The organism is Mycobacterium sp. (assembly GCF_036488105.1).
GTDB lineage: Bacteria > Actinomycetota > Actinomycetes > Mycobacteriales > Mycobacteriaceae > Mycobacterium.
Genome location: NZ_DASXHW010000019.1, coordinates 1 through 18,877 on the forward strand (window position 1 = coordinate 1; position 18,877 = coordinate 18,877).

Below are 18,877 nucleotides of genomic sequence, written 5' to 3' on the forward strand. Positions count from 1 at the left end.
TCACCGCCGGGTGCAGCTGCCCGGCGTGGCCGACCACGGTCTCGCCGACGAGTACTTCCGCGCAACGTCCCGGATGCCACGGCATGTGCTGAGCGGCCCGCAGTGTCACGTCAATCCCGCTGGCGCGGGCAATGATTCGGACTGCCTCGAAGGCATCGGCCGCCTCGGATCGCCGACCTTCGCCCCACGGTCCGCGCGGCTCGCGCAGTCCGGTCAACACCGCGGCGACGTGCTGGGGCTGCCGCGGAAGCGACGCATCCAGTCCGGCGATCTCGTCGTCGGTAGGACGACGGTCCACCGGGATCAGCTCGACACCCTTGGTCTGCTCGGTCGGCTGCACCACCTGCGCGACGGCGAACAGCGCCACGTCGACGATGCCGCGAGAGACGTTGCGCGCCAGAGCCTCAAGCAGACCCGGCAGCAAGGTCGTGGCCAGATGCGGCCGATCGGCCTCCAGCGGGTTGAGCACCTGCGTGGTGTTACGCCGTGCGTCGTCGGCGGGCAGGCCCCAGGCATCGAAAACACCGGCGGGCAGGAACGGCGTCGGAAGGATCTCGACGTAGCCGGACAGCGCCAGCGACTTGCCGATGGCGCGGCGGCGACGCTGCGTCGCCGACAGGCCGCGGCCGGCCGGCGCCGCCGGCAGCACCGACGGAATGACATCGAGGCCCTCCAGCCGCAGCACCTCCTCGACCAAATCGGCCGGCTGCAACAGATCGGGCCGCCAACTCGGCGGCGTGACGGTCAGGCTGTCGCCGGCATCGCTGACCGCGGCGCCAATCTGGCTCAACCGCCGGGCCGTCGTGCCCCGGGCGTAGCTCACTCCGGCCACCCGGTCCGGCAGGTCGGCGGCGATCCGGATCGGAGGCAACGACCAGTCCTCCCGAGGTGGATCGCCGCGCCAGTCGGTGATCTTGGCCGAGACCCGACCGCCGGCGATGTCGGCGAGTAATGCGGCGCAACGATCCAGCGCCGCAACGGAAATGGCCGGGTCGACCTCGCGCTCGTAGCGGCGGGCGGCTTCGCTGGGCAGACGCAGCCTTCGCGCGGTCCGCGACACCGCAGCCGGATCCCACACCGCGGCCTCCAGCAGCACATCGGTGGAGTCGTCGCGCATCTCGGTGCTGCCCGATCCCATCACGCCGCCGATCGCCGCCGTCGCGACATCGTCGACGATCAGCACGTCGGCCGGATCGAGCCGGCGCTCGACGTCATCGAGGGTCTTGACCGTCTCGCCGTCGGCGGCGAACCGCACTGTGAGTCCGCCGGTGATCCGGTTGAGGTCGTGCGCGTGCATCGGGTGACCGAGTTCCAGCATCACGTAGTTCGTCGCGTCGACCGCCGGTGAAATCGCCCTGATTCCGCTGAGTAGCAGCCGGCGCTGTAACCACCACGGCGACACGGCAGTTGGGTCGATACCGGTGACCGGGCGCAGCGCGAACCGGCGCACACCGGTCTCGGGCCGCACCGTCAGCGGCCAGGCCTCGCCCTCACAGGGCAACGCAGGCACATCGGCGGGGTCTTCAAAGTCAAGGTCGTAAGCGCAGGCGATCTCGCGGGCCAGTCCGCGCACCGACATACAGTAGCCGCGGTCCGGGGTGATGGCCAGATCGAAGATCACGTCGTCGAGTCCGAGTACCTCGGCGCCGCTGGCACCCGGCTCGGCGGTGTCCGGCGGCAGCACCAGGATGCCGGAATGGTCTGCGGCCAAACCGAGTTCGGCCGCCGAGCAGATCATCCCGTCGGAGGTGTGGCCATAGGTCTTGCGTGCGGCGATGTTGAACCCGCCGGGCAGCGTGGTGCCGGGCAGCGCCACCACCACCAGATCGCCAACGGCGAAGTTGGTTGCCCCGCAAACGATCTCACGTGGCTTTGCTTCGCCGACGTCGACCGTGCAGACGCGGATCGGCTTCTTGAACTCGGTGAGCTCGTCGATCGAAGCGACACGCCCCACCGTCAGGGGACCGTCGACTGGGCCGAGGGCGATGACCTCTTCGACCTCGTGGCCGATGCGGATGAGCGCCTGTTCGAGGTCGGCGGGTTTGACGTCCCAGCCGGGAGCGCCGGCGCTGACGACTTCCCGCAGCCAGCTATAGGGGACGCGCATCAGGCCCCCACCCCGAACGGCAACGAGAACCGGACATCGCCTTCGACCATGTCGCGCATATCCGGAATACCGTTGCGGAACTGGAGCGTACGTTCCAGGCCCATCCCGAACGCGAACCCCGAATATTCTTGCGGGTCAATGCCAACGGCGCGCAACACGTTCGGGTTCACCATTCCGCAGCCGCCCCACTCCACCCAGCCGGCGCCACCCTTCTTGTTCTCGAACCAGACGTCGACTTCGGCCGACGGCTCGGTGAAGGGGAAGAAGTGCGGGCGAATCCTGGTGCGCGCCTGCGGCCCGAACTCGGCACGGGCGAACGCGTCCAGGGTGCCGCGCAGGTCGGCCATCGACAGGCCGCGATCCACGGCCAGCCCCTCGATCTGGTGGAAGACCGGGGTGTGGGTGGCGTCCAGCTCGTCCGTGCGGAATGTGCGACCGATCGAGATCACGTATACCGGCAACGTGCGCTCGAGCAGCGCGCGCACCTGCACCGGCGAGGTGTGGGTACGCAGCAGCTGGCGCGAACCGTCCGGCGCGATGTAGAAGGTGTCCTGCTCGCTGCGGGCCGGGTGGTCGGCGGGGAAGTTCAGCGCATCGAAGTTGAATTGCTCGGTTTCGACTTCGGGCCCCTCGGCAAGTTCCCATCCCATCGCGATGAACGTGTCGGCGATGTGCTCGGCCAAGATCGTGATCGGATGGCGCGCGCCGGTCGGCTGCCGCGTCGAGGGCAGTGTCACGTCGATTCGCTCGGCGATCAACACCGCGGCATCACGCTCGGCGCGCAGCGCCGCCAGTCGCTCGTCGTAGTCGCGCTGGACGTCGGCGCGCGACATGTTCACCAGCTTGCCGGCATCGGCCCGCTCGGCCTTGGGCACGGTGCCCAGCGCCTGTCGCGCCAACGCCACCGGCGAGCGATCGCCGAGGTGCTCGGTCTTGGCACGCGCCAGCGCGTCGAGGTCAGCCGCGGCCGCGAAGGCCTGCCGGGCTGCGTCGACCGCGGCGGTCAACGCCTCCGGCGACAGGTCGACGGGTTGGTCAACCACGCGGCGACACTCTCCTTTTCGGCGGATAAGCCTTGCTGAGGCAATATCTGCGGGGGCTGGCGACACGGCGTGACGCGCAAGAGCCGATCATAGGTGGTCGCCTTGGCGGCGATCGGAAGCCGTCAGCGGAGATTTCTCACCCGCCGTGCGCGCGGCGGCCGTCGCACGGCCCACCCTTGAGTATTTTCGTACGGGTGGCGACGCCCCAAGCTCCCGAACTGGTCCCGGCGCAGTACCTGTTGTCGCCGCGCGCCGCGGACCCTCGCACGCTGATCGACGTCCTCTACGACACCGCCGCGCGCTATCCGGAAGCCGCCGCGATCGACGACGGCACGGTTCAGCTCACCTACAGCGAGCTGATCAGCGACATCCAGGCCAGCGTCGCCTGGCTGGCAGCCCGCGGGATCGGTCGCGGCGACCGGATCGGCATCCGGATGCCGTCGGGCAGCTTTGCGCTCTACGAAGCGATCCTGGCGACCCTGGCCGTCGGCGCGGCCTACGTCCCGGTCGATGCCGACGACCCCGACGCACGCGCCGAGTTGGTGTTCGGCGAGGCCAACGTCGTCGCGATCGTCAGCGAAGCCGGCATGGCGCGCGGCCCGGGCTCCTCGCGGGGCTGGCGGGCCGGCGCGCCACTGCCCCGCGATGACGCCTGGATCATCTTCACCTCCGGATCGACCGGCACGCCCAAAGGCGTCGCCGTGACGCACCGCAGCGCGGCCGCGTTCGTCGACGCCGAGGCGCAGATGTTCTTGCAGGACAACCCGATTGGGCCGGGCGATCGGGTGCTGGCCGGGTTGTCGGTGGCGTTCGACGCATCGTGCGAGGAGATGTGGCTGGCCTGGCGGCACGGCGCCTGCCTGGTCCCCGCCCCGCGGTCGCTGGTCCGCAGCGGCATGGACCTCGGTCCGTGGCTGGTCAGCCGCGACGTCACGGTGGTGTCCACGGTGCCGACGCTGGCCGCGCTGTGGCCGGCCGAGGCGCTCGAGGCGGTACGGCTGTTGATCTTCGGCGGCGAGGCCTGTCCCCCGGAGCTGGCCACCCGGCTCGCCGTGGAAGGCCGCGAGGTGTGGAACACCTACGGCCCTACCGAGGCCACCGTGGTCGCGTGCGCGGCCAGGCTCGACGGCATCGGCCCGGTGCGGATCGGACTACCGCTGGCGGGCTGGGACCTGGCCGTCATCGACGGCGACGGCCAGCCGGTGGGCGACGGTCAAGTGGGTGAGCTGGTGATCGGTGGCGTAGGCCTGGCCCGCTACCTCGACGAGGCCAAAGACGCCGAGAAGTACGGGCCGATGCCGACGCTTGGCTGGCGGCGCGCCTACCGCAGCGGCGATCTGGTACGGCTGGAACCCGAAGGCCTGATCTTCTGTGGCCGCGCCGACGACCAGGTCAAGGTCGGGGGCCGTCGCATCGAGCTGGGTGAGGTCGATGCCGCGCTGGTCCATCTTCCGGGAGTCAGTGGTGGCGCGGCGGCGGTCCGCCGGACGGCAGCCGGCACGCCGATGCTGGTCGGCTACGTCGCCAGCGCCGACCCGGAGTTCGACATGGTCGCCGCGCGCGCCCAGCTCGCCGAGCGGCTTCCGGCCGCGTTGGTGCCGCGCCTTGTCCGGCTCGACGAGCTGCCCACTCGCACGTCGGGCAAGGTCGACCGCGACGCGCTGCCCTGGCCGCCTCCGGGCGGCGCCGACACCGAGGGAACGCTCGAGCTCAGCGGTACGGCCGGGTGGCTGGCCGGGCTGTGGCAGGACTTGCTCGGCGCGACCGTGACGGGCTTGGAGGCCGACTTCTTCGCGCTCGGTGGCGGCTCGCTCGCCGCGGCGCAGCTCGTCGCTGCGTTGCGAGACCGGTATCCGCAGGTCACCGTCGCGGACCTGTACGACCATCCGCGGCTGGGTTCGCTGGCCGGCTTCCTCGACGAGCTCGAAGCACCGCCGGAGGTGATCGAGCGGGCGGTGCGCGCGACCCCGCTGTCGATGCAGCTCGCTCAGATCGCGCTGTCGGTGCCGTTGGCGACGCTGGCCGCGCTGCAATGGGTGACGTGGCTGGCGCTGGGAAACAACGTCGCCCGGGCTTTGCATCTGGTGCCGTGGACCGTTGCGGTGAACTGGTGGCTGGTTGCGGCGGCTTTCGTCGTGTTCGTCACGCCAGTGGGCCGGATGACGATCGCGGTGTCGGCAGCTCGGCTGTTGCTGCCGAATGTGCGGCCGGGCACCTACCGCCGCGGTGGATGGGTGCACCTGCGGGTGTGGCTGGCCGAGCGGCTCGCCGAGGCCAGCGGCGCCGAGAACCTGGCCGGCGCGCCGTGGCTGGTGTACTACGCGCGCGCTCTGGGCGCCGATATCGGCAAGGGCGTCGATCTGCACTCGGTGCCGCCGGTCACCGGTCTGCTGACGCTCGGACACCGCAGCGCCGTCGAACCCGAGGTGGATCTGTGCGGGCACTGGATCGACGGCGATGACTTTCACGTCGGCGCGATCACGATCGGGAACGACGCGACGATCGGCGCGCGCACGACGTTGCTGCCCGGCGCCGTGGTCGGCAAGAACGCCGACGTCGCACCCGGCTCGGGCGTCATCGGAAAGGTGAAAAGCCGCCAGTACTGGAAAGGTTCGCCCGCGGTGAAGTCCGGCCGGGTGAAGCACCCCTGGCCAGACGAACGGCCGGCGCGCAGAACCCACTGGGTCGCGGTCTACGCACTGACGTCGGTGGTGCTGGCCGCGATGCCGCTGACCGCATTGGCGGCTGGGCTCGCGGTGATCGCCGTGGCTGTCCATCACACTCACCGGCTGTCGCAGGCAGTGCTGCCCGCGCTGGTGTGGACGCCGGTCGCGACAGTGGCCGCACTGGCGGCCTACGCGGTGATGACGGTCGTGGCTGTCCGGCTGCTGTCGATCGGGCTGCGCGAGGGGTACCACCCGGTACGCAGCCGCAGCGGCTGGCAGCTGTGGGCCACCGAGCGGCTGATGGACGGCGCGCGCAACTACCTGTTCCCGCTGTACGCCAGCTTGGCGACACCCGGCTGGTTGCGGTTGCTCGGCGCCGAAGTCGGCCGCGATACCGAGATTTCGACGGTATTGCTGACTCCGAAGTTCACCGTCATCGAGGACGGCGCGTTCCTGGCCGACGACACCATGGTCGCGTCGTACGAACTGGGCGGCGGTTGGATCTACGCGGCCACGACGACGGTCGGCAGGCGCGCGTTTCTGGGCAATTCCGGCATCGCCCAACCTGGCCGGCGGGTCCCCGACGACGGACTGGTCGCGGTGTTGTCGGCAGCTCCGCCGAAAGCCAAACGCGGTTCGTCGTGGCTGGGCAGCCCGCCCATGCGGCTGCGCCGGCGTCCCGCCGAGGCGGACGCCGCCCGCACCTACGAACCACCGTGGCGGTTGAAGGCGATGCGGTCGGCCGTCGAGGCGTTTCGGGTGCTTCCGGTCATGGTGACCACCGCGATCGGACTGGCGGTGCTGGGCACACTGCAGGCGCTGGCTCGGATCTTCGGCATCTGGACTGCCGCGCTGTGCGGCGGGCTGGTACTACTGGCCGCGGGCGGCGTGGCCGCCGGCGTCGCGGTAGCTGCGAAATGGCTTCTGGTGGGCCGGATTCGGGCGGGTGAATTCCCGCTGTGGTCGTCGTTCGTGTGGCGCAACGAGCTCGCGGACACATTCGTGGAAACCGTGGCGGCGCCGTGGTTCGCCCGCGCGGCGAGCGGCACACCCGTGATGAACATGTGGCTGCGCGCACTGGGCGCCAAGGTCGGCCGCGGCGCCTGGTGCGAAACCTATTGGCTGCCAGAGGCCGATCTCGTCACGCTCGGTCGGGGCAGCACCGTGAACCGGGGTTGTGTGGTGCAGACACACCTTTTTCACGACCGCATCATGCGGATGGACGCTGTCGTGCTGGAGGATGGCGCGACGCTGGGCCCGCACGGCGTAGCACTGCCATCGGCCCGGCTCGGTGCGGGTGTGACCGTCGGTCCGGCATCGCTGGTGGTGCGCGGCGACGAGGTGCCGAGATCGACACGCTGGCAAGGTAACCCGATCAGGCCGTGGGATACACCACGGGAGAAGTCCGGCAAGAAGGCGGCCGCGTGAAACGTGGTGTCAAGAAGCTCGCGCCCAGCGCCGAGCAGACGGTGATCGACCCGTATCTGCCGAAGAACGGGAACTTCGGCTATCGGGTGTCACGCTACGAGCTGGCATTGGAGTACAAGGTTGCGATCAACCGGCTTTCGGGGTCGGCGACGATCGCCGCGGTGACGCTTACTGAGTTGGAGGAATTCACCCTCGATCTCTCCGATGCGCTGATCGTGTCGAAGGTGTCGGTGAACGGCCGACGGGTCGCCCACTTCGCTTGCCGGATGAGGAAATTGCGCATTCGACTGGCCACAAGACTGGCCACCGGCGTCGAGATGTCGATCGTGGTGCACTACCACGGGACGCCGCGCCCACTGCGATCGTTATGGGGCGACGTCGGTTTTGAGGAACTGACGAACGGTGCGCTGGTCGCCGGACAACCCAACGGCGCCCCGTCGTGGTATCCGTGCGACGACCGCCCCAGCGCCAAAGCTTCCTACCGCATACAGGTCAGCGCCGATAACCCCTACCGGGTGGTCGCCAACGGCAGGCTGGCGTCGCGGCGGGTGCGGGCCGCGCAGACCGAGTGGACCTACGAACAACCCGAGCCGACCTCCACCTATCTCGTCACACTGCAGATCGGCATGTACGAGCTGACTCGGCAGGGTAAAGCGCCGGTCTCGATGCGGGCCACGTTGCCCGAACGGCTGCGCCGCAACTTCTACCGTGACTTCGCCCGCCAACCCGAAATGATGGAGCTGTTCGTCGAACTGTTCGGTCCGTATCCCCTGGCGAACGGCTACACCGTCGTCGTCACCGACGATGATCTCGAAATACCTCTTGAGGCTCAAGGGATTTCGATATTCGGAGCCAATCATTGCGACGGCACCCGGGCCAGTGAGCGGCTCATCGCCCACGAGCTTGCCCACCAGTGGTTCGGAAATTCGGTCACCGTGCGGCAGTGGCGCGACATCTGGTTGCATGAGGGATTCGCGTGTTACGCCGAGTGGCTGTGGTCGGAACACAGCGGCGGGCCCAGCGCCGACGAGCTCGCCCGGCGCTATCACGAGAAGTTGCGCGACTCGCCGCAGGATCTGCTACTGGCTGACCCCGGGCCGCGGAACATGTTCGACGACCGGGTGTACAAGCGTGGCGCGTTGACCCTGCACGCACTGCGTAGACGAGTGAGCGATGAGAAGTTCTTTGCGCTATTGAAAGATTGGACGACCCGCTACCGCCACGGCAATGCCACCACCGACGACTTCACCGGCCTGGCCGCCGGCTACTGCGACGAATCGTTGTCGGGGTTGTGGAACAGCTGGCTGTATTCGAGGACAGTCCCGTAACGGATCGATCAGCTGTTCAGTGCCGGCTCCGGCGCCAGCTCGGGCAATCCCACCCCTCGACGCACGGTCCGTGAATGAGTGATCAACTCGGCCGTCACGGCGCCCAGCGCGCCCACGGCCGCTGCACCCCACATCGACCAATCGCCGTGCGCCAACAGGAAAAAGCCGAAGACGGTGGACACCGCCAGCAGCCCGCACCGGACTTGTGTCCAGCGTGCCGGGCCGCCCAGTCGGAGGGAGACCAGCATGCCCAGCACCAACGCGACGGCGTGCCCGATATCGGTGAAATCGTCGCCGAGAGCGGCCGCGGCGATACCGACCGGCAGCCACCAGCCGATCCAGGCGGGTCGCCAGCGCTGAGGTATTGCTGCGGTCAGCGCACCCAGAACCGCTACCGCGCCGTAGCTCACCCCGACATCGCTCGCGCGCGAAACCGACAGCGGCAGCCAGCCGAATTCGATGGCCGCGGTGAGGCCGATGGCGACCAGCACCGTCGCACCGATATGGCCGGTAACGAACACGATGGCCAGCCGCCCGCTCCGCCAGATCAATTCAGCCAGGGCCAGCAGGCACACCAGGCACGGCAACCAGAAGTACATCGGACCGGATTCGGTGACGAACGCGCTGTCCACCAGGGTGGCCAGGTGACCATGTGCGAGGTTGTGCAGATTGGTGCTGGCCTGTGCGATCACGTGCGCCCGCGCGCGCGGGCCGAGGTCCACGAGCGCCGCGCTGACACCGATCAGGACGGCCGCGTAGCCCAGCGTGATCCGCACACGCGAAAGCCCCGACAACATCTGCACTATCATCGCCATCTACTATGCCTGCGGACTCTCCTCATCCGCGCTGTCTAAACCTGATAAGTCGCTGACATTGTCTCTGGACCGCTTGAGCCGGTAGATGGCCAAATCAGGCGGTAGACCAGCGGGTTTGCCCGCGAAGACCGGCCAATGCACGCGCTTGGCGGCGACGCCCAGTGTGACCAAGTCGTGCGGGCCAAGCTGGTCCAATGTGGTCCCCGACACCATCACACCGCCCCGGCTTGCCCGCTCCATCACCCGCGCCGCGACGTTGACGTCGACGCCGAGCCAATCGGCCGCCAGCCGCTGCGGTCGACCGGTGTGGATCCCCACCCGCATTCGTGGCTTGTAGCCGTCGACGTCGACCGAATTCAGCGCTCGCTTGGCCTCCAGGACCGCACCGACCGCGACGAGCGGCTCGGCGAACACCGCCATGGCCCCGTCGCCCATCCGCTTGACGATGTGGCCGCCGGCGTCCAGCAGGGGCGGTTCGATCGCCCGCGCGACTCGCCGCAAGAGCTTGAGGGTGGCGTCATCGCCGGCGTGCAATGACCAGGTCGAGAAACCCACCAGGTCGGTGAAGACGATTGTGACCTCTTGATTTGCCGGACGTCGGGACACTGCCTCGGTGACGGCCTGCCACACCTGCAGCGCGCCGAGACCGACCTCCCGCGACGCGCCACCGCGCTCGCCCAGCAGGCGGCCCGTGGCCCGGGCTGCGGCGCGCGGTCCGCCCTGACCGGCCGTCGAGAGTGGGTCGCCGAAATCGGGATCGCCGGGCAGAAGTCTGCGCGCGCGCCGGACCAGCCCGATCACGCCCGGACTTTGGTTTGTGCTGCGCAGCCATTCCGCCGGGTGACGTATCGACACCGGCGGACGCTGTCCCGCGTCAGGTGGATCCGGCGTCGCCACCGTTTCCCCGGGCTCGCCGGCCGCCGGGTGCCCGAGTTCCACAACGCTCAGGGTAGGTGGTGTCAGGAGCGACCGGCAACGACCGTCAGGGTGGCGTCGCACACGATCGGCGCGGAACCACCTGATCACGCGGTTGTGACGCCCGCATCGACACTCGATAACGGTGCAGCGCGACGCGCCCCCAAATTGTAGACAACGTGCGTTGTCATCATTATCGTGATCTCATCATCGCCCATTAGCACCAGGAGGCCGTGATGACGGTGACGTCGATGCCCTCCAAGCGGGCGCGCGCCTCCGCTGCGCGACGGCAGGTCGAACCGGACAACGAGACGACGACCTCGGCATCTCCGCTGGGGCCGGAGTCGCTGACCTGGAAGTACTTCGGCGACCTGCGTACCGGGATGATGGGCGTCTGGATCGGCGCGATCCAGAACATGTATCCGGATTTGGGTGCCGGTGTCGAGGAGCACTCGATCCTGTTGCGCGAGCCGCTGCAGCGGGTCGCCCGCTCGGTGTACCCGATCATGGGCGTCGTCTACGACGGCGGCCGGGCGGCCCAGACCGGTGAGCAGATCAAGCAGTACCACCACACCATCAAGGGCGTCGATTCCACCGGCCGGCGCTACCACGCGCTGAACCCTGAGACGTTCTACTGGGCGCACGCCACCTTTTTCATGCTCGTGATCAAGGTGGCCGAGTATTTCTGTGGTGGGTTGACCGAAGCCGAAAAGCGTCAGCTGTTCGACGAGCACGTGCAGTGGTACCGAATGTACGGGATGAGCATGCGACCGGTTCCCGAGTCCTGGGAGGAATTTCAGGGTTACTGGCAACGGGTCTGCCGTGATGAGCTGGAGATCAACCAGGCCACGCTGGCCATCTTCCAAATCCGGATCCCCAAACCGAAATTCGTGTTGATGCCCACGCCGGTATGGGATCAGCTGTTCAAACCGCTTGTCGCGGGCCAACGTTGGATCGCGGCCGGATTGTTCGAGCCGTCGGTGCGGGAAAAGGCCGGCATGCGTTGGACACCCAGCGACGAAGTAGTACTGCGGTTGTTCGGGAAGCTGGTCGAGCTGGCGTTCCTGGCGGTTCCCGACGAGATCCGGTTGCATCCGCGTGCGCTGGCCGCGTATCGCCGCGCCGAGGGCCGGGATTCGACTGACGCCCCGCTCGTCGAGGCGCCGGGCTTCATGGCACCGCCGTCAGACCGACGTGGACTGCCGATGCACTACTTCCCGCCGCGCAAGTCGATCATCGAGCGCGCCGGTTCGCTGGTGCACACCACGTTCTCGCTGGCCGGATTGCGTCCGGCGCGGGGCCGCGGCAAAGCAGCTTAGCCAGCAGCACCGGCCCGCTGCGCCCGTGCACTTTGGTACAGGCAAATCGCTGCTGCGGCAGCCACATTGAGGCTTTGCGCACTCCCGGATATCGGAATGGTGACCCGGTTGTCGGCCTGCTCGGCCAGCAGTGCTGACAAGCCGTGGGCCTCGGCTCCGAACAGCCACGCTGTCGGTGCGGTCAGGTCGGCGTCATCGAGGCACAGTTCACCGTCCACGGTGGTGGCTAGTACCCGCATCCCGGCGGTCTGCAGCGCGGTGACTGCCGCGTCCGCCTCGGGTGCGACGACGACTGGCAGGGCGAAGATGCTGCCGGCCGACGCGCGCAGGCATTTGCCGTTGTACGGGTCGACGCTGTGTCCGGCGAAGATGACGGCGCCGGCGCCCATGGCATCGGCGATGCGGATCAGGGTGCCCGCGTTGCCCGGTTCACCGATTTCGACGCCGACGGCGACCAGTCGGGGCGCGCTCAGTAGAACGTCCTGCAACGACGGACTCGGCAACTCGCAGACCGCCACCAGGCCAGTCGGAGTCACAGTGTCCGACAAGGCTTTCGCGGCGCGCTCGGTGACGAGGTGGACCGATGCGTCGGGTGTCGCCAACAGATCGGCGTACCGCAGCGCAGCGGCCTCGGTCGCGAAGATCTCGCGGATCAGTTGACGCCCCGAAGCCGCTTCGACCAGGTTGGCGCCTTCGACCAGAAAAAGCCCGCTCCGGCGACGGGCGACTTGCCGGTGCAGTTTGACCGCGGCGACAACCCGGGTCGATCGTTCCGTGAGCACCGGACCTGTTCCGCCGGGCGAGGTTAGGCGGCCTCTCCGGACGGCGCGTTGACGTCTTCGGGCAGTGCGGCCCGCGCGACATCGACCAGCGCGGTGAACGCCGCGGGATCGCTGATCGCGATCTCGGCGAGGTTCTTGCGGTCGACCTCGACGCCGGCGGCCTTCAGGCCCTGGATCAGCCGGTTGTAGGTGATGTCATTGGCTCGGGCCGCCGCGTTGATCCTTGCGATCCACAGCTTGCGGAACTCGCCCTTGCGTGCCCGACGGTCACGGTAGGCGTAGGTCAGCGAATGTAGCTGCTGCTCTTTGGCTTTGCGGTACAGGCGGGACCGCTGGCCGCGATAGCCTTTGGAAGCCTTCAGGATGGTGCGGCGCTTCTTTTGGGCGTTGACTGCCCGCTTCACGCGTGCCATGGGGTGTTCCTATCTCGTTTGGGAAGTGGTTGTTCCGGCGCTTGTGCTGCCGGTCAGCCGTTCAGCAGCTTCTTGACCCGCTTGGTGTCGTTGGCCGACACCGTGGTGCGTCCATCCAGCCGTCGCGTCCGCTTGGTCGGCTTGTGCTCGAGCAGGTGGCGGCGGCCGGCTTTCTGACGCACGATCTTCCCGGTACCGGTGCGCCGGAATCGCTTCGACGCGCCGCTGTGGGTCTTGGTCTTGGGCATGTGTCCTCAGTTCTGCTGTATCAGTTCGGCGATGGTTCGGGGTCGCTTTTGGGTGCGGGCTGGGGCGTGGGACCACTGGCGTCTTGGGCCGCACGAGCACGCGTCTTTGCGCCGCGGTGCGGTGCCAACACCATCGTCATGTTGCGTCCGTCCTGCTTGGCCGACGTCTCGACGAATCCGTAGTCGGCGACGTCGCCGCCCAGGCGCTGCAGCAGCCGGTAGCCCAGCTCGGGTCGCGACTGCTCGCGTCCGCGGAACATGATGGTCACCTTGACTTTCGCTCCCGCCTCCAAGAACCGGATCACGTGACCCTTTTTGGTCGCGTAGTCGTGATCGTCGATCTTGGGTCGCAATTTCTGTTCTTTGACGACGGTCTGCTGCTGGTTCTTGCGAGACTCGCGCGCCTTTTGCGCCGCCTCGTACTTGAACTTGCCGTAATCCATGATCTTGCAGACCGGTGGTCTGGCGTCCGGCGCAACTTCGACAAGGTCGAGATCGGCATCCGCGGCGACGCGAAGGGCATCTTCGATACGCACGATGCCTACCTGTTCCCCTCCCGGACCGATCAAACGGACTTCAGGTACGCGGATGCGCTCGTTGACGCGGGTCTCAGTGCTGATGGGGCCTCCCTTATTGATCTTTTCGTCAATGCCACCGCCACCTGCTCCGTTGGGAGTCAGCGGGTTGGGATACCACGCCATCAGCAAAAAAGCCCTGCATAAGCAGGGCCCGGTGCCGACCGGTCACGGCCAAAAGCCGCCTGCCGAACGCAGAACCGGCACAGCTGGTGTGCCAGTGACCGGACCGCTGAGCCTTATTGGCCAACGGTGGGAGCGGGACTCCACTTGCTGTCTCTGGCGTTAGCCGGAGACGGTCGCGCAGGTGAGTCTACCAGTCACGACGCTCAACTCCGTCACCTCGCCGTCCGACCGGCCGCGCCACGAGGCATACGAGAGACCTCGAGATCGACTCGAGCAACATCATGCCGTCCGGAACATAGGCATTTAATAGCTAAACCGAATATCCTCGCCGTCTGTGACCCTCACAGCGTCCCGCGTGCGGAGCCGGTCGAGTTCTCGACTCCGCTGGGTGCCGGCAGCCGCCGGCTGGACGGTCGGTGTCATCGCCACATTGTCGCTGATCGCCAGCGTGTCGCCGGTGATTCGGTGGCTGATCCGGGTGCCGCGGGAATTCATCAACGACTACATCTTCAACTTCCCCGACACCAGCTTTGCGTGGTCGTTCGTGCTGGCACTGCTGGCCGGCGCACTCACCGCCCGCAAACGCATCGCCTGGTGGCTGCTGGTGTTGAACCTGTTGCTGGCCGCGGGCTTGAACGTGGCCGGTCTGATAGCGGATCACCCCAGTGCGGCGAAGCGCTTCGGCGAGACGCTCGGACTCGGTCTGCACCTGGCCGCGGTGGTGGTGCTGATCTTCGGCTACCGCGAATTCTGGGCGAAGGTCCGCCGGGGTGCGCTGTACAAGGCAGCCGGCGTGCTGCTGACCGGGTGGGCGATCGGAATCGTGGTGTCCTGGGGTCTCGTCGAGACGTTTCCACGCACGCTGGCCGCCGAAGACCGGTTGTTCTATGTGGTGAACCGAGTGGTCGGGTTCGCCGTCGTCGAGTCGGCGCAATTCACCGGCCGTCCGCCGGTATTTCTCAACGCGCTCTTCGGATTGTTCAGTGCGATGGCGCTGATCGTCGCCGCCATCGTGCTGTTTCAGTCGCAGCGGGCCGAAAACGCCTTGACCGGTGAGGACGAATCTGCGATTCGTGGGCTGCTCGAGCTGTGGGGCAAGGACGACTCGCTTGGGTACTTCGCCACCCGTCGCGACAAGTCGGTGGTTTTCGCGCCGAGCGGCCGCGCCGCGATCACCTACCGCGTCGAGCTCGGTGTCTGCCTGGCCAGTGGGGATCCGATCGGCGACCCGCGAGCATGGCCGCAAGCCATCGATGCGTGGCTGGCACTGTGCCAGAGCTACGGCTGGACGCCGGGGAACATGGGCGCCAGTTCGGCTGGGGCCAAAGCTTTTCGCGAGGCCGGCCTGAACGCGTTGGAACTCGGCGATGAAGCGATCTTGCAGACTGCCGAGTTCCGGCTGTCCGGGCGCGAGATGCGCGGAGTACGCCAGGCAGTGACAAGGGCCCGCCGCGCCGGGCTGACCATGCGCATCCGGCGCCACCACGACATTGAACCCGCCGAAATGGCACAGGTCATTTCGCGTGCCGATTCATGGCGGGACACCGAAGCCGAGCGCGGCTTCTCGATGGCGCTGGGCCGGCTCGGCGATCCAGCCGATGGCGACTGCCTGTTGGTCGAAGCCATCGGATCTGACGACACTGTGGTCGCGATGCTGTCTCTGGTGCCCTGGGGACGCAATGGTGTCTCGCTGGACCTCATGCGCCGGTCGCCGCAGTCCCCCAACGGCACCATCGAACTGATGGTGAGCGAACTCGCTCTACACGCCGAACGCATCGGCATCACTCGTATCTCGTTGAACTTCGCCATGTTCCGATCGGCATTCGAGCAAGGCGCCCAACTCGGCGCCGGCCCGGTGGCCCGGCTGTGGCGCGGGTTCCTGCTGTTCTTCTCGCGCTGGTGGCAGTTGGAGACGCTGTACCGCTCGAATATGAAATACCAGCCCGATTGGATTCCACGCTTCGCCTGCTACGAAGATGCCCGGATGATTCCGCGGGTGGGCGTGGCTTCGTCGATCGCGGAGGGCTTCCTGGTGCTGCCCTTCACCCGCCACGACGAACAGCACACCGGCCATCACCCTGCGGTCCCGCCGACGCTGTTGGCGACCGGGCTGTTGCATCATGACGGTTCAGCGCCGGATGCTTCGGCATTGCAGGAGGCCGACTTCGGCGACGTGGACGAGCGAGGCCGGCGACTACCCGAGCAGATGCGCGTTCGGTTGTCCAAGCTGAAGGCATTGCAGGACAGCGGTATTGACGCCTATCCAGTGGGAACGCCACCCAGTCACACGGTCGCTCAGGCACTGGGCATCGAGGATCAGACGTCGGTCTCGGTGTCAGGGCGCGTGCTGCGGATGCGGGACTTCGGCGGCGTGCTGTTCGCCGAGCTGCGCGACTGGTCAGCGGAAGTGCAACTTCTGCTGGAGAATTCGGTTCTCGAGCATGGGCGAACCGCGGACTTCACCAAGGCGATCGATCTCGGCGACCTGGTCGAAGTGACCGGCAAGATGGGATACAGCAAGACCGGCACCCGGTCGCTGATCGTTCACAGCTGGCGGCTGATCGGTAAATGCCTGCGTCCGCTGCCGAACAAGTGGAAAGGGCTGACCGATCCCGAAGCACGAGTCCGCAGCCGCTACGTCGACCTCGCCGTCAACGCCGAGGCGCGCGAGCTGATCGCAGCTCGCAGCAGAGTGCTGCGCTCGATCAGAGATACGTTGAACGACAAGGGATTCCTCGAAGTCGAAACCCCGATCCTGCAACAAATTCACGGCGGTGCCGCCGCCCGGCCGTTTAGCACCCATATCAACAGCTACGACCTGGATCTGTATCTGCGAATTGCACCCGAGCTATATCTCAAGCGGCTCTGCGTCGGTGGTGTGGAGCGGGTATTCGAGTTGGGCAGAGCGTTCCGTAACGAGGGTGTCGATTTCAGCCACAATCCGGAGTTCACGCTGCTGGAGGCGTATCAGGCGCACGCCGACTACAAAGACTGGATCGACGGCAGCCGGGAACTCATCCAGAACGCCGCGCAGGCCGCCAACGGCGCTCAGGTGGTGCTGCGGCCTGCCGGTGACGGACTGGAAGAGATCGACATCTCCGGTGTCTGGCCGGTCAAGACCGTGCACGATGCGGTATCCGAGGCGCTCGGTGACCACATCGACGCGAGCACCAGCCTGGCCACGCTGCGCCGATTGTCCGACGCCGCGCAGATCCCGTACCTGGCAAGGTGGGATGCGGGTGCGGTGGTGCTGGAGCTCTACGAGCATCTGGTCGAAGCCCGAACCGAGAAACCAACCTTCTACATCGATTTCCCGCAGTCCGTTTCGCCCCTGACCCGCCCGCATCGCGATAAGCCCGGCATCGCGGAGCGCTGGGATTTGGTGGCGTGGGGCGTCGAATTGGGCACGGCCTACAGCGAACTCACCGACCCTGTCGAGCAGCGACGCCGCCTCGAGGAACAGTCCTTGCTGGCCGCGGGTGGCGATCCCGAAGCGATGGAGCTCGACGAAGACTTTTTGCAGGCGATGGAATACGCGATGCCGCCGACCGGCGGCCTCGGGATGGGCGTCGACCGGGTGGTCATGCTCGTCACGGGCCGAAGCATCCGAGAGACACTGCCCTTCCCGCTGGCGAAGCCGCGGTAACCGGCCCAACTTTGCGCTCCCGCCGCGCGACCTTAGGCACCCGATGAGCAAAAATAGTGCTTAACCCGTAACAAGAAGTTCACAATGGACAATGTGACAGGTTCAACGGCGAGCCTTGAGTTTGCGGTGCTGGCTGACAACCACACCTCTTTGATGCACGGCTGGGTCCCCGCAGCGGTCCAGGCCGTGTCGATTGCCGTGCTGCTGGTGGCGGTCGGGTGGCGATCGCGGCTGTGGCGGCTGCTCTTTTTGCCGGTGGCCGCAGTGCTGGGTGCAGCGTTGGCCGCGTGCTCGGATTGGTATATCGCTAGTGCCGGTCTCGCCGACGATCCCGCGCCTCATCTGCTGTGGTGGTGGATCGCGGGCACCGGTGCCGCCGCGGCGATCGTGATCCTGGGGTGGGGCACTGCGCGCTGGTGGCGGCGCAGCGCGTCGCTGCTGTCCGTGCCGCTGTGTCTGCTCAGCGCGGGGCTGACGCTCAACCTCTGGGTCGGCTACTTCCCTACCGTGCAGACTGCGTGGGATCAGCTCACCGCCGGTCCACTGCCTCACCAGACCGACGCGGCCGGCATTGCCGCGATGGCGGCCGCGGGCCTACAGCCCGCCCACGGCATCGTGGTGCCGGTGACGATCTCTGGGAATGCGTCGCATTTCAAACACCGCGGTGAAGTCGTCTATTTGCCGCCGGCGTGGTTCTCCAGCAGCCCCCCGCCGCCGCTGCCGACGGTGATGATGATCGGCGGCGAGTTCAACACGCCGGCCGATTGGCTGCGGGCCGGCAACGCGGCGAAGACGATCGATGACCTTGCGGCCAGGCACGGCGGCAACACGCCGGTGTTCGTCTTCGTGGACTCTGGTGGCGCGTTCAACAACGACACCGAATGCGTCAACGGGAGCCGAGGAAACGCAGCCGATCACCTCACTAAAGACGTTGTGCCATACATGATCTCGAAGTTCGGTGTCAGCCCGGAGCCGGCGCGATGGGGCCTCGTCGGCTGGTCGATGGGCGGGATGTGCGCACTGGACCTCACCGTCATGCATCCAGAGTTGTTCACCTCATTTGTCGACATCGCCGGCAACATGGGCCCTGAGGCCGGAACCAAGGCGCAAACCATCGCGCGGCTGTTCGGCGGCAATGCCGACGCATGGGCCGCATTCGATCCGGCCACCGTCATCGCCAGACACGGCCGATACAACGGGGTTTCGGGCTGGTTCGATGTGTCGTCGAGCAACCCGCCGAAGCGTCACCACGGTCTGTCGGTGACGGACGCCAGCGATGTCGCCCGCAACGGCCGGGAGCCGAACGCCAATCCCAACGACCAGATCTCGGCGGCCGAGTCGTTGTGCGCGCTCGGCCGCGCCAACGGCATCAACTGCGCCATCGTGGCCCAGTCCGGCAACCACGACTGGCCGTTTGCGAGCAACGCTTTCGCCGCAGCATTGCCCTGGCTGGCCGGTCGGCTGGA

The 18,877-nt window shown here is 67.1% G+C and carries 13 protein-coding genes; 5 read left to right on the forward strand and 8 right to left on the reverse strand.

The window, feature by feature from the left end:
• On the reverse strand, positions 1-2,107 hold a 2,107-nt coding region (gene pheT, locus VGH54_RS01030), incomplete at its 3' end, for a phenylalanine--tRNA ligase subunit beta (protein ID WP_331510083.1).
• Positions 2,107-3,150, reverse strand: a complete 1,044-nt coding sequence (gene pheS / locus VGH54_RS01035) for a phenylalanine--tRNA ligase subunit alpha (protein ID WP_331510084.1) — start codon at positions 3,148-3,150, stop codon at positions 2,107-2,109. The genes pheT and pheS, both read right to left, overlap by 1 nt.
• 89 nt (positions 3,151-3,239) lie before the next feature.
• On the opposite strand from pheS, the gene VGH54_RS01040 reads away from it, so the two are divergent.
• Together VGH54_RS01040 and VGH54_RS01045 are read left to right on the forward strand one after the other, a co-directional pair.
• Complete coding sequence (locus tag VGH54_RS01040) at positions 3,240-7,244, forward strand: Pls/PosA family non-ribosomal peptide synthetase (protein ID WP_414688610.1); 4,005 nt, start codon at positions 3,240-3,242, stop codon at positions 7,242-7,244.
• Positions 7,241-8,572 carry a M1 family metallopeptidase gene (locus tag VGH54_RS01045; RefSeq protein WP_331510086.1) on the forward strand — a complete coding sequence of 444 codons (1,332 nt, stop codon included), beginning with the start codon at positions 7,241-7,243 and terminating at the stop codon, positions 8,570-8,572. The genes VGH54_RS01040 and VGH54_RS01045 overlap by 4 nt, the downstream gene beginning before the upstream one ends.
• Before the next feature lie 8 nt (positions 8,573-8,580).
• Here VGH54_RS01045 and VGH54_RS01050 read toward each other — a convergent pair whose 3' ends face one another.
• Together VGH54_RS01050 and VGH54_RS01055 are read right to left on the reverse strand one after the other, a co-directional pair.
• Positions 8,581-9,381: a rhomboid-like protein gene (locus VGH54_RS01050; RefSeq protein WP_331510092.1), complete on the reverse strand. Its 801-nt coding sequence runs from the start codon at positions 9,379-9,381 to the stop codon at positions 8,581-8,583.
• 9 nt (positions 9,382-9,390) lie between these two features.
• Positions 9,391-10,326 (reverse strand): adenylate/guanylate cyclase domain-containing protein, encoded by a 936-nt coding sequence (locus VGH54_RS01055; RefSeq protein ID WP_414688609.1) that lies wholly within the window; start codon positions 10,324-10,326, stop codon positions 9,391-9,393.
• Positions 10,327-10,553: 227 nt separating this feature from the next.
• Here VGH54_RS01055 and VGH54_RS01060 point away from each other — a divergent pair, with 227 nt between their 5' ends.
• Positions 10,554-11,621: an oxygenase MpaB family protein gene (locus VGH54_RS01060; protein ID WP_331510094.1), complete on the forward strand. Its 1,068-nt coding sequence runs from the start codon at positions 10,554-10,556 to the stop codon at positions 11,619-11,621.
• Here VGH54_RS01060 and VGH54_RS01065 read toward each other — a convergent pair.
• Genes VGH54_RS01065 through infC form a run of 4 tightly spaced genes read right to left on the reverse strand, consistent with a single transcriptional unit; the run spans position 11,618 to position 13,684 of the window.
• Positions 11,618-12,403 carry an RNA methyltransferase gene (locus tag VGH54_RS01065; protein WP_331510087.1) on the reverse strand — a complete coding sequence of 262 codons (786 nt, stop codon included), beginning with the start codon at positions 12,401-12,403 and terminating at the stop codon, positions 11,618-11,620. The two genes, VGH54_RS01060 and VGH54_RS01065, sit on opposite strands and share 4 nt — an antisense overlap.
• Positions 12,404-12,426: 23 nt before the next feature.
• Positions 12,427-12,816, reverse strand: coding sequence for a 50S ribosomal protein L20 (gene rplT, locus VGH54_RS01070; RefSeq protein WP_331510088.1), 390 nt, complete (start codon positions 12,814-12,816; stop codon positions 12,427-12,429).
• Between the two features lie 53 nt (positions 12,817-12,869).
• Positions 12,870-13,064 (reverse strand): 50S ribosomal protein L35, encoded by a 195-nt coding sequence (gene rpmI / locus VGH54_RS01075; protein ID WP_331510089.1) that lies wholly within the window; start codon positions 13,062-13,064, stop codon positions 12,870-12,872.
• 20 nt (positions 13,065-13,084) lie between these two features.
• Positions 13,085-13,684: a translation initiation factor IF-3 gene (gene infC, locus VGH54_RS01080; RefSeq protein WP_331510095.1), complete on the reverse strand. Its 600-nt coding sequence runs from the start codon at positions 13,682-13,684 to the stop codon at positions 13,085-13,087.
• A 415-nt stretch (positions 13,685-14,099) separates the two neighbouring features.
• On the opposite strand from infC, the gene lysX reads away from it, so the two are divergent.
• Positions 14,100-17,411 (forward strand): bifunctional lysylphosphatidylglycerol synthetase/lysine--tRNA ligase LysX, encoded by a 3,312-nt coding sequence (lysX, locus tag VGH54_RS01085; RefSeq protein WP_331510090.1) that lies wholly within the window; start codon positions 14,100-14,102, stop codon positions 17,409-17,411.
• 84 nt (positions 17,412-17,495) lie between these two features.
• Positions 17,496-18,877: alpha/beta hydrolase (locus VGH54_RS01090; protein WP_331510091.1), on the forward strand; the 1,382-nt coding region annotated here is incomplete at its 3' end.

Excerpts from the sequence above, each read along its gene's own strand:
- VGH54_RS01050 (WP_331510092.1), bottom strand. The coding sequence starts at position 9,381 with ATGATAGTGCAGATGTTGTCGGGGCTTTCGCGTGTGCGGATCACGCTG.
- VGH54_RS01060 (WP_331510094.1), top strand. The coding sequence starts at position 10,554 with ATGCCCTCCAAGCGGGCGCGCGCCTCCGCTGCGCGACGGCAGGTCGAA.
- rplT (WP_331510088.1), bottom strand. The coding sequence starts at position 12,816 with ATGGCACGCGTGAAGCGGGCAGTCAACGCCCAAAAGAAGCGCCGCACC.
- rpmI (WP_331510089.1), bottom strand. The coding sequence starts at position 13,064 with ATGCCCAAGACCAAGACCCACAGCGGCGCGTCGAAGCGATTCCGGCGC.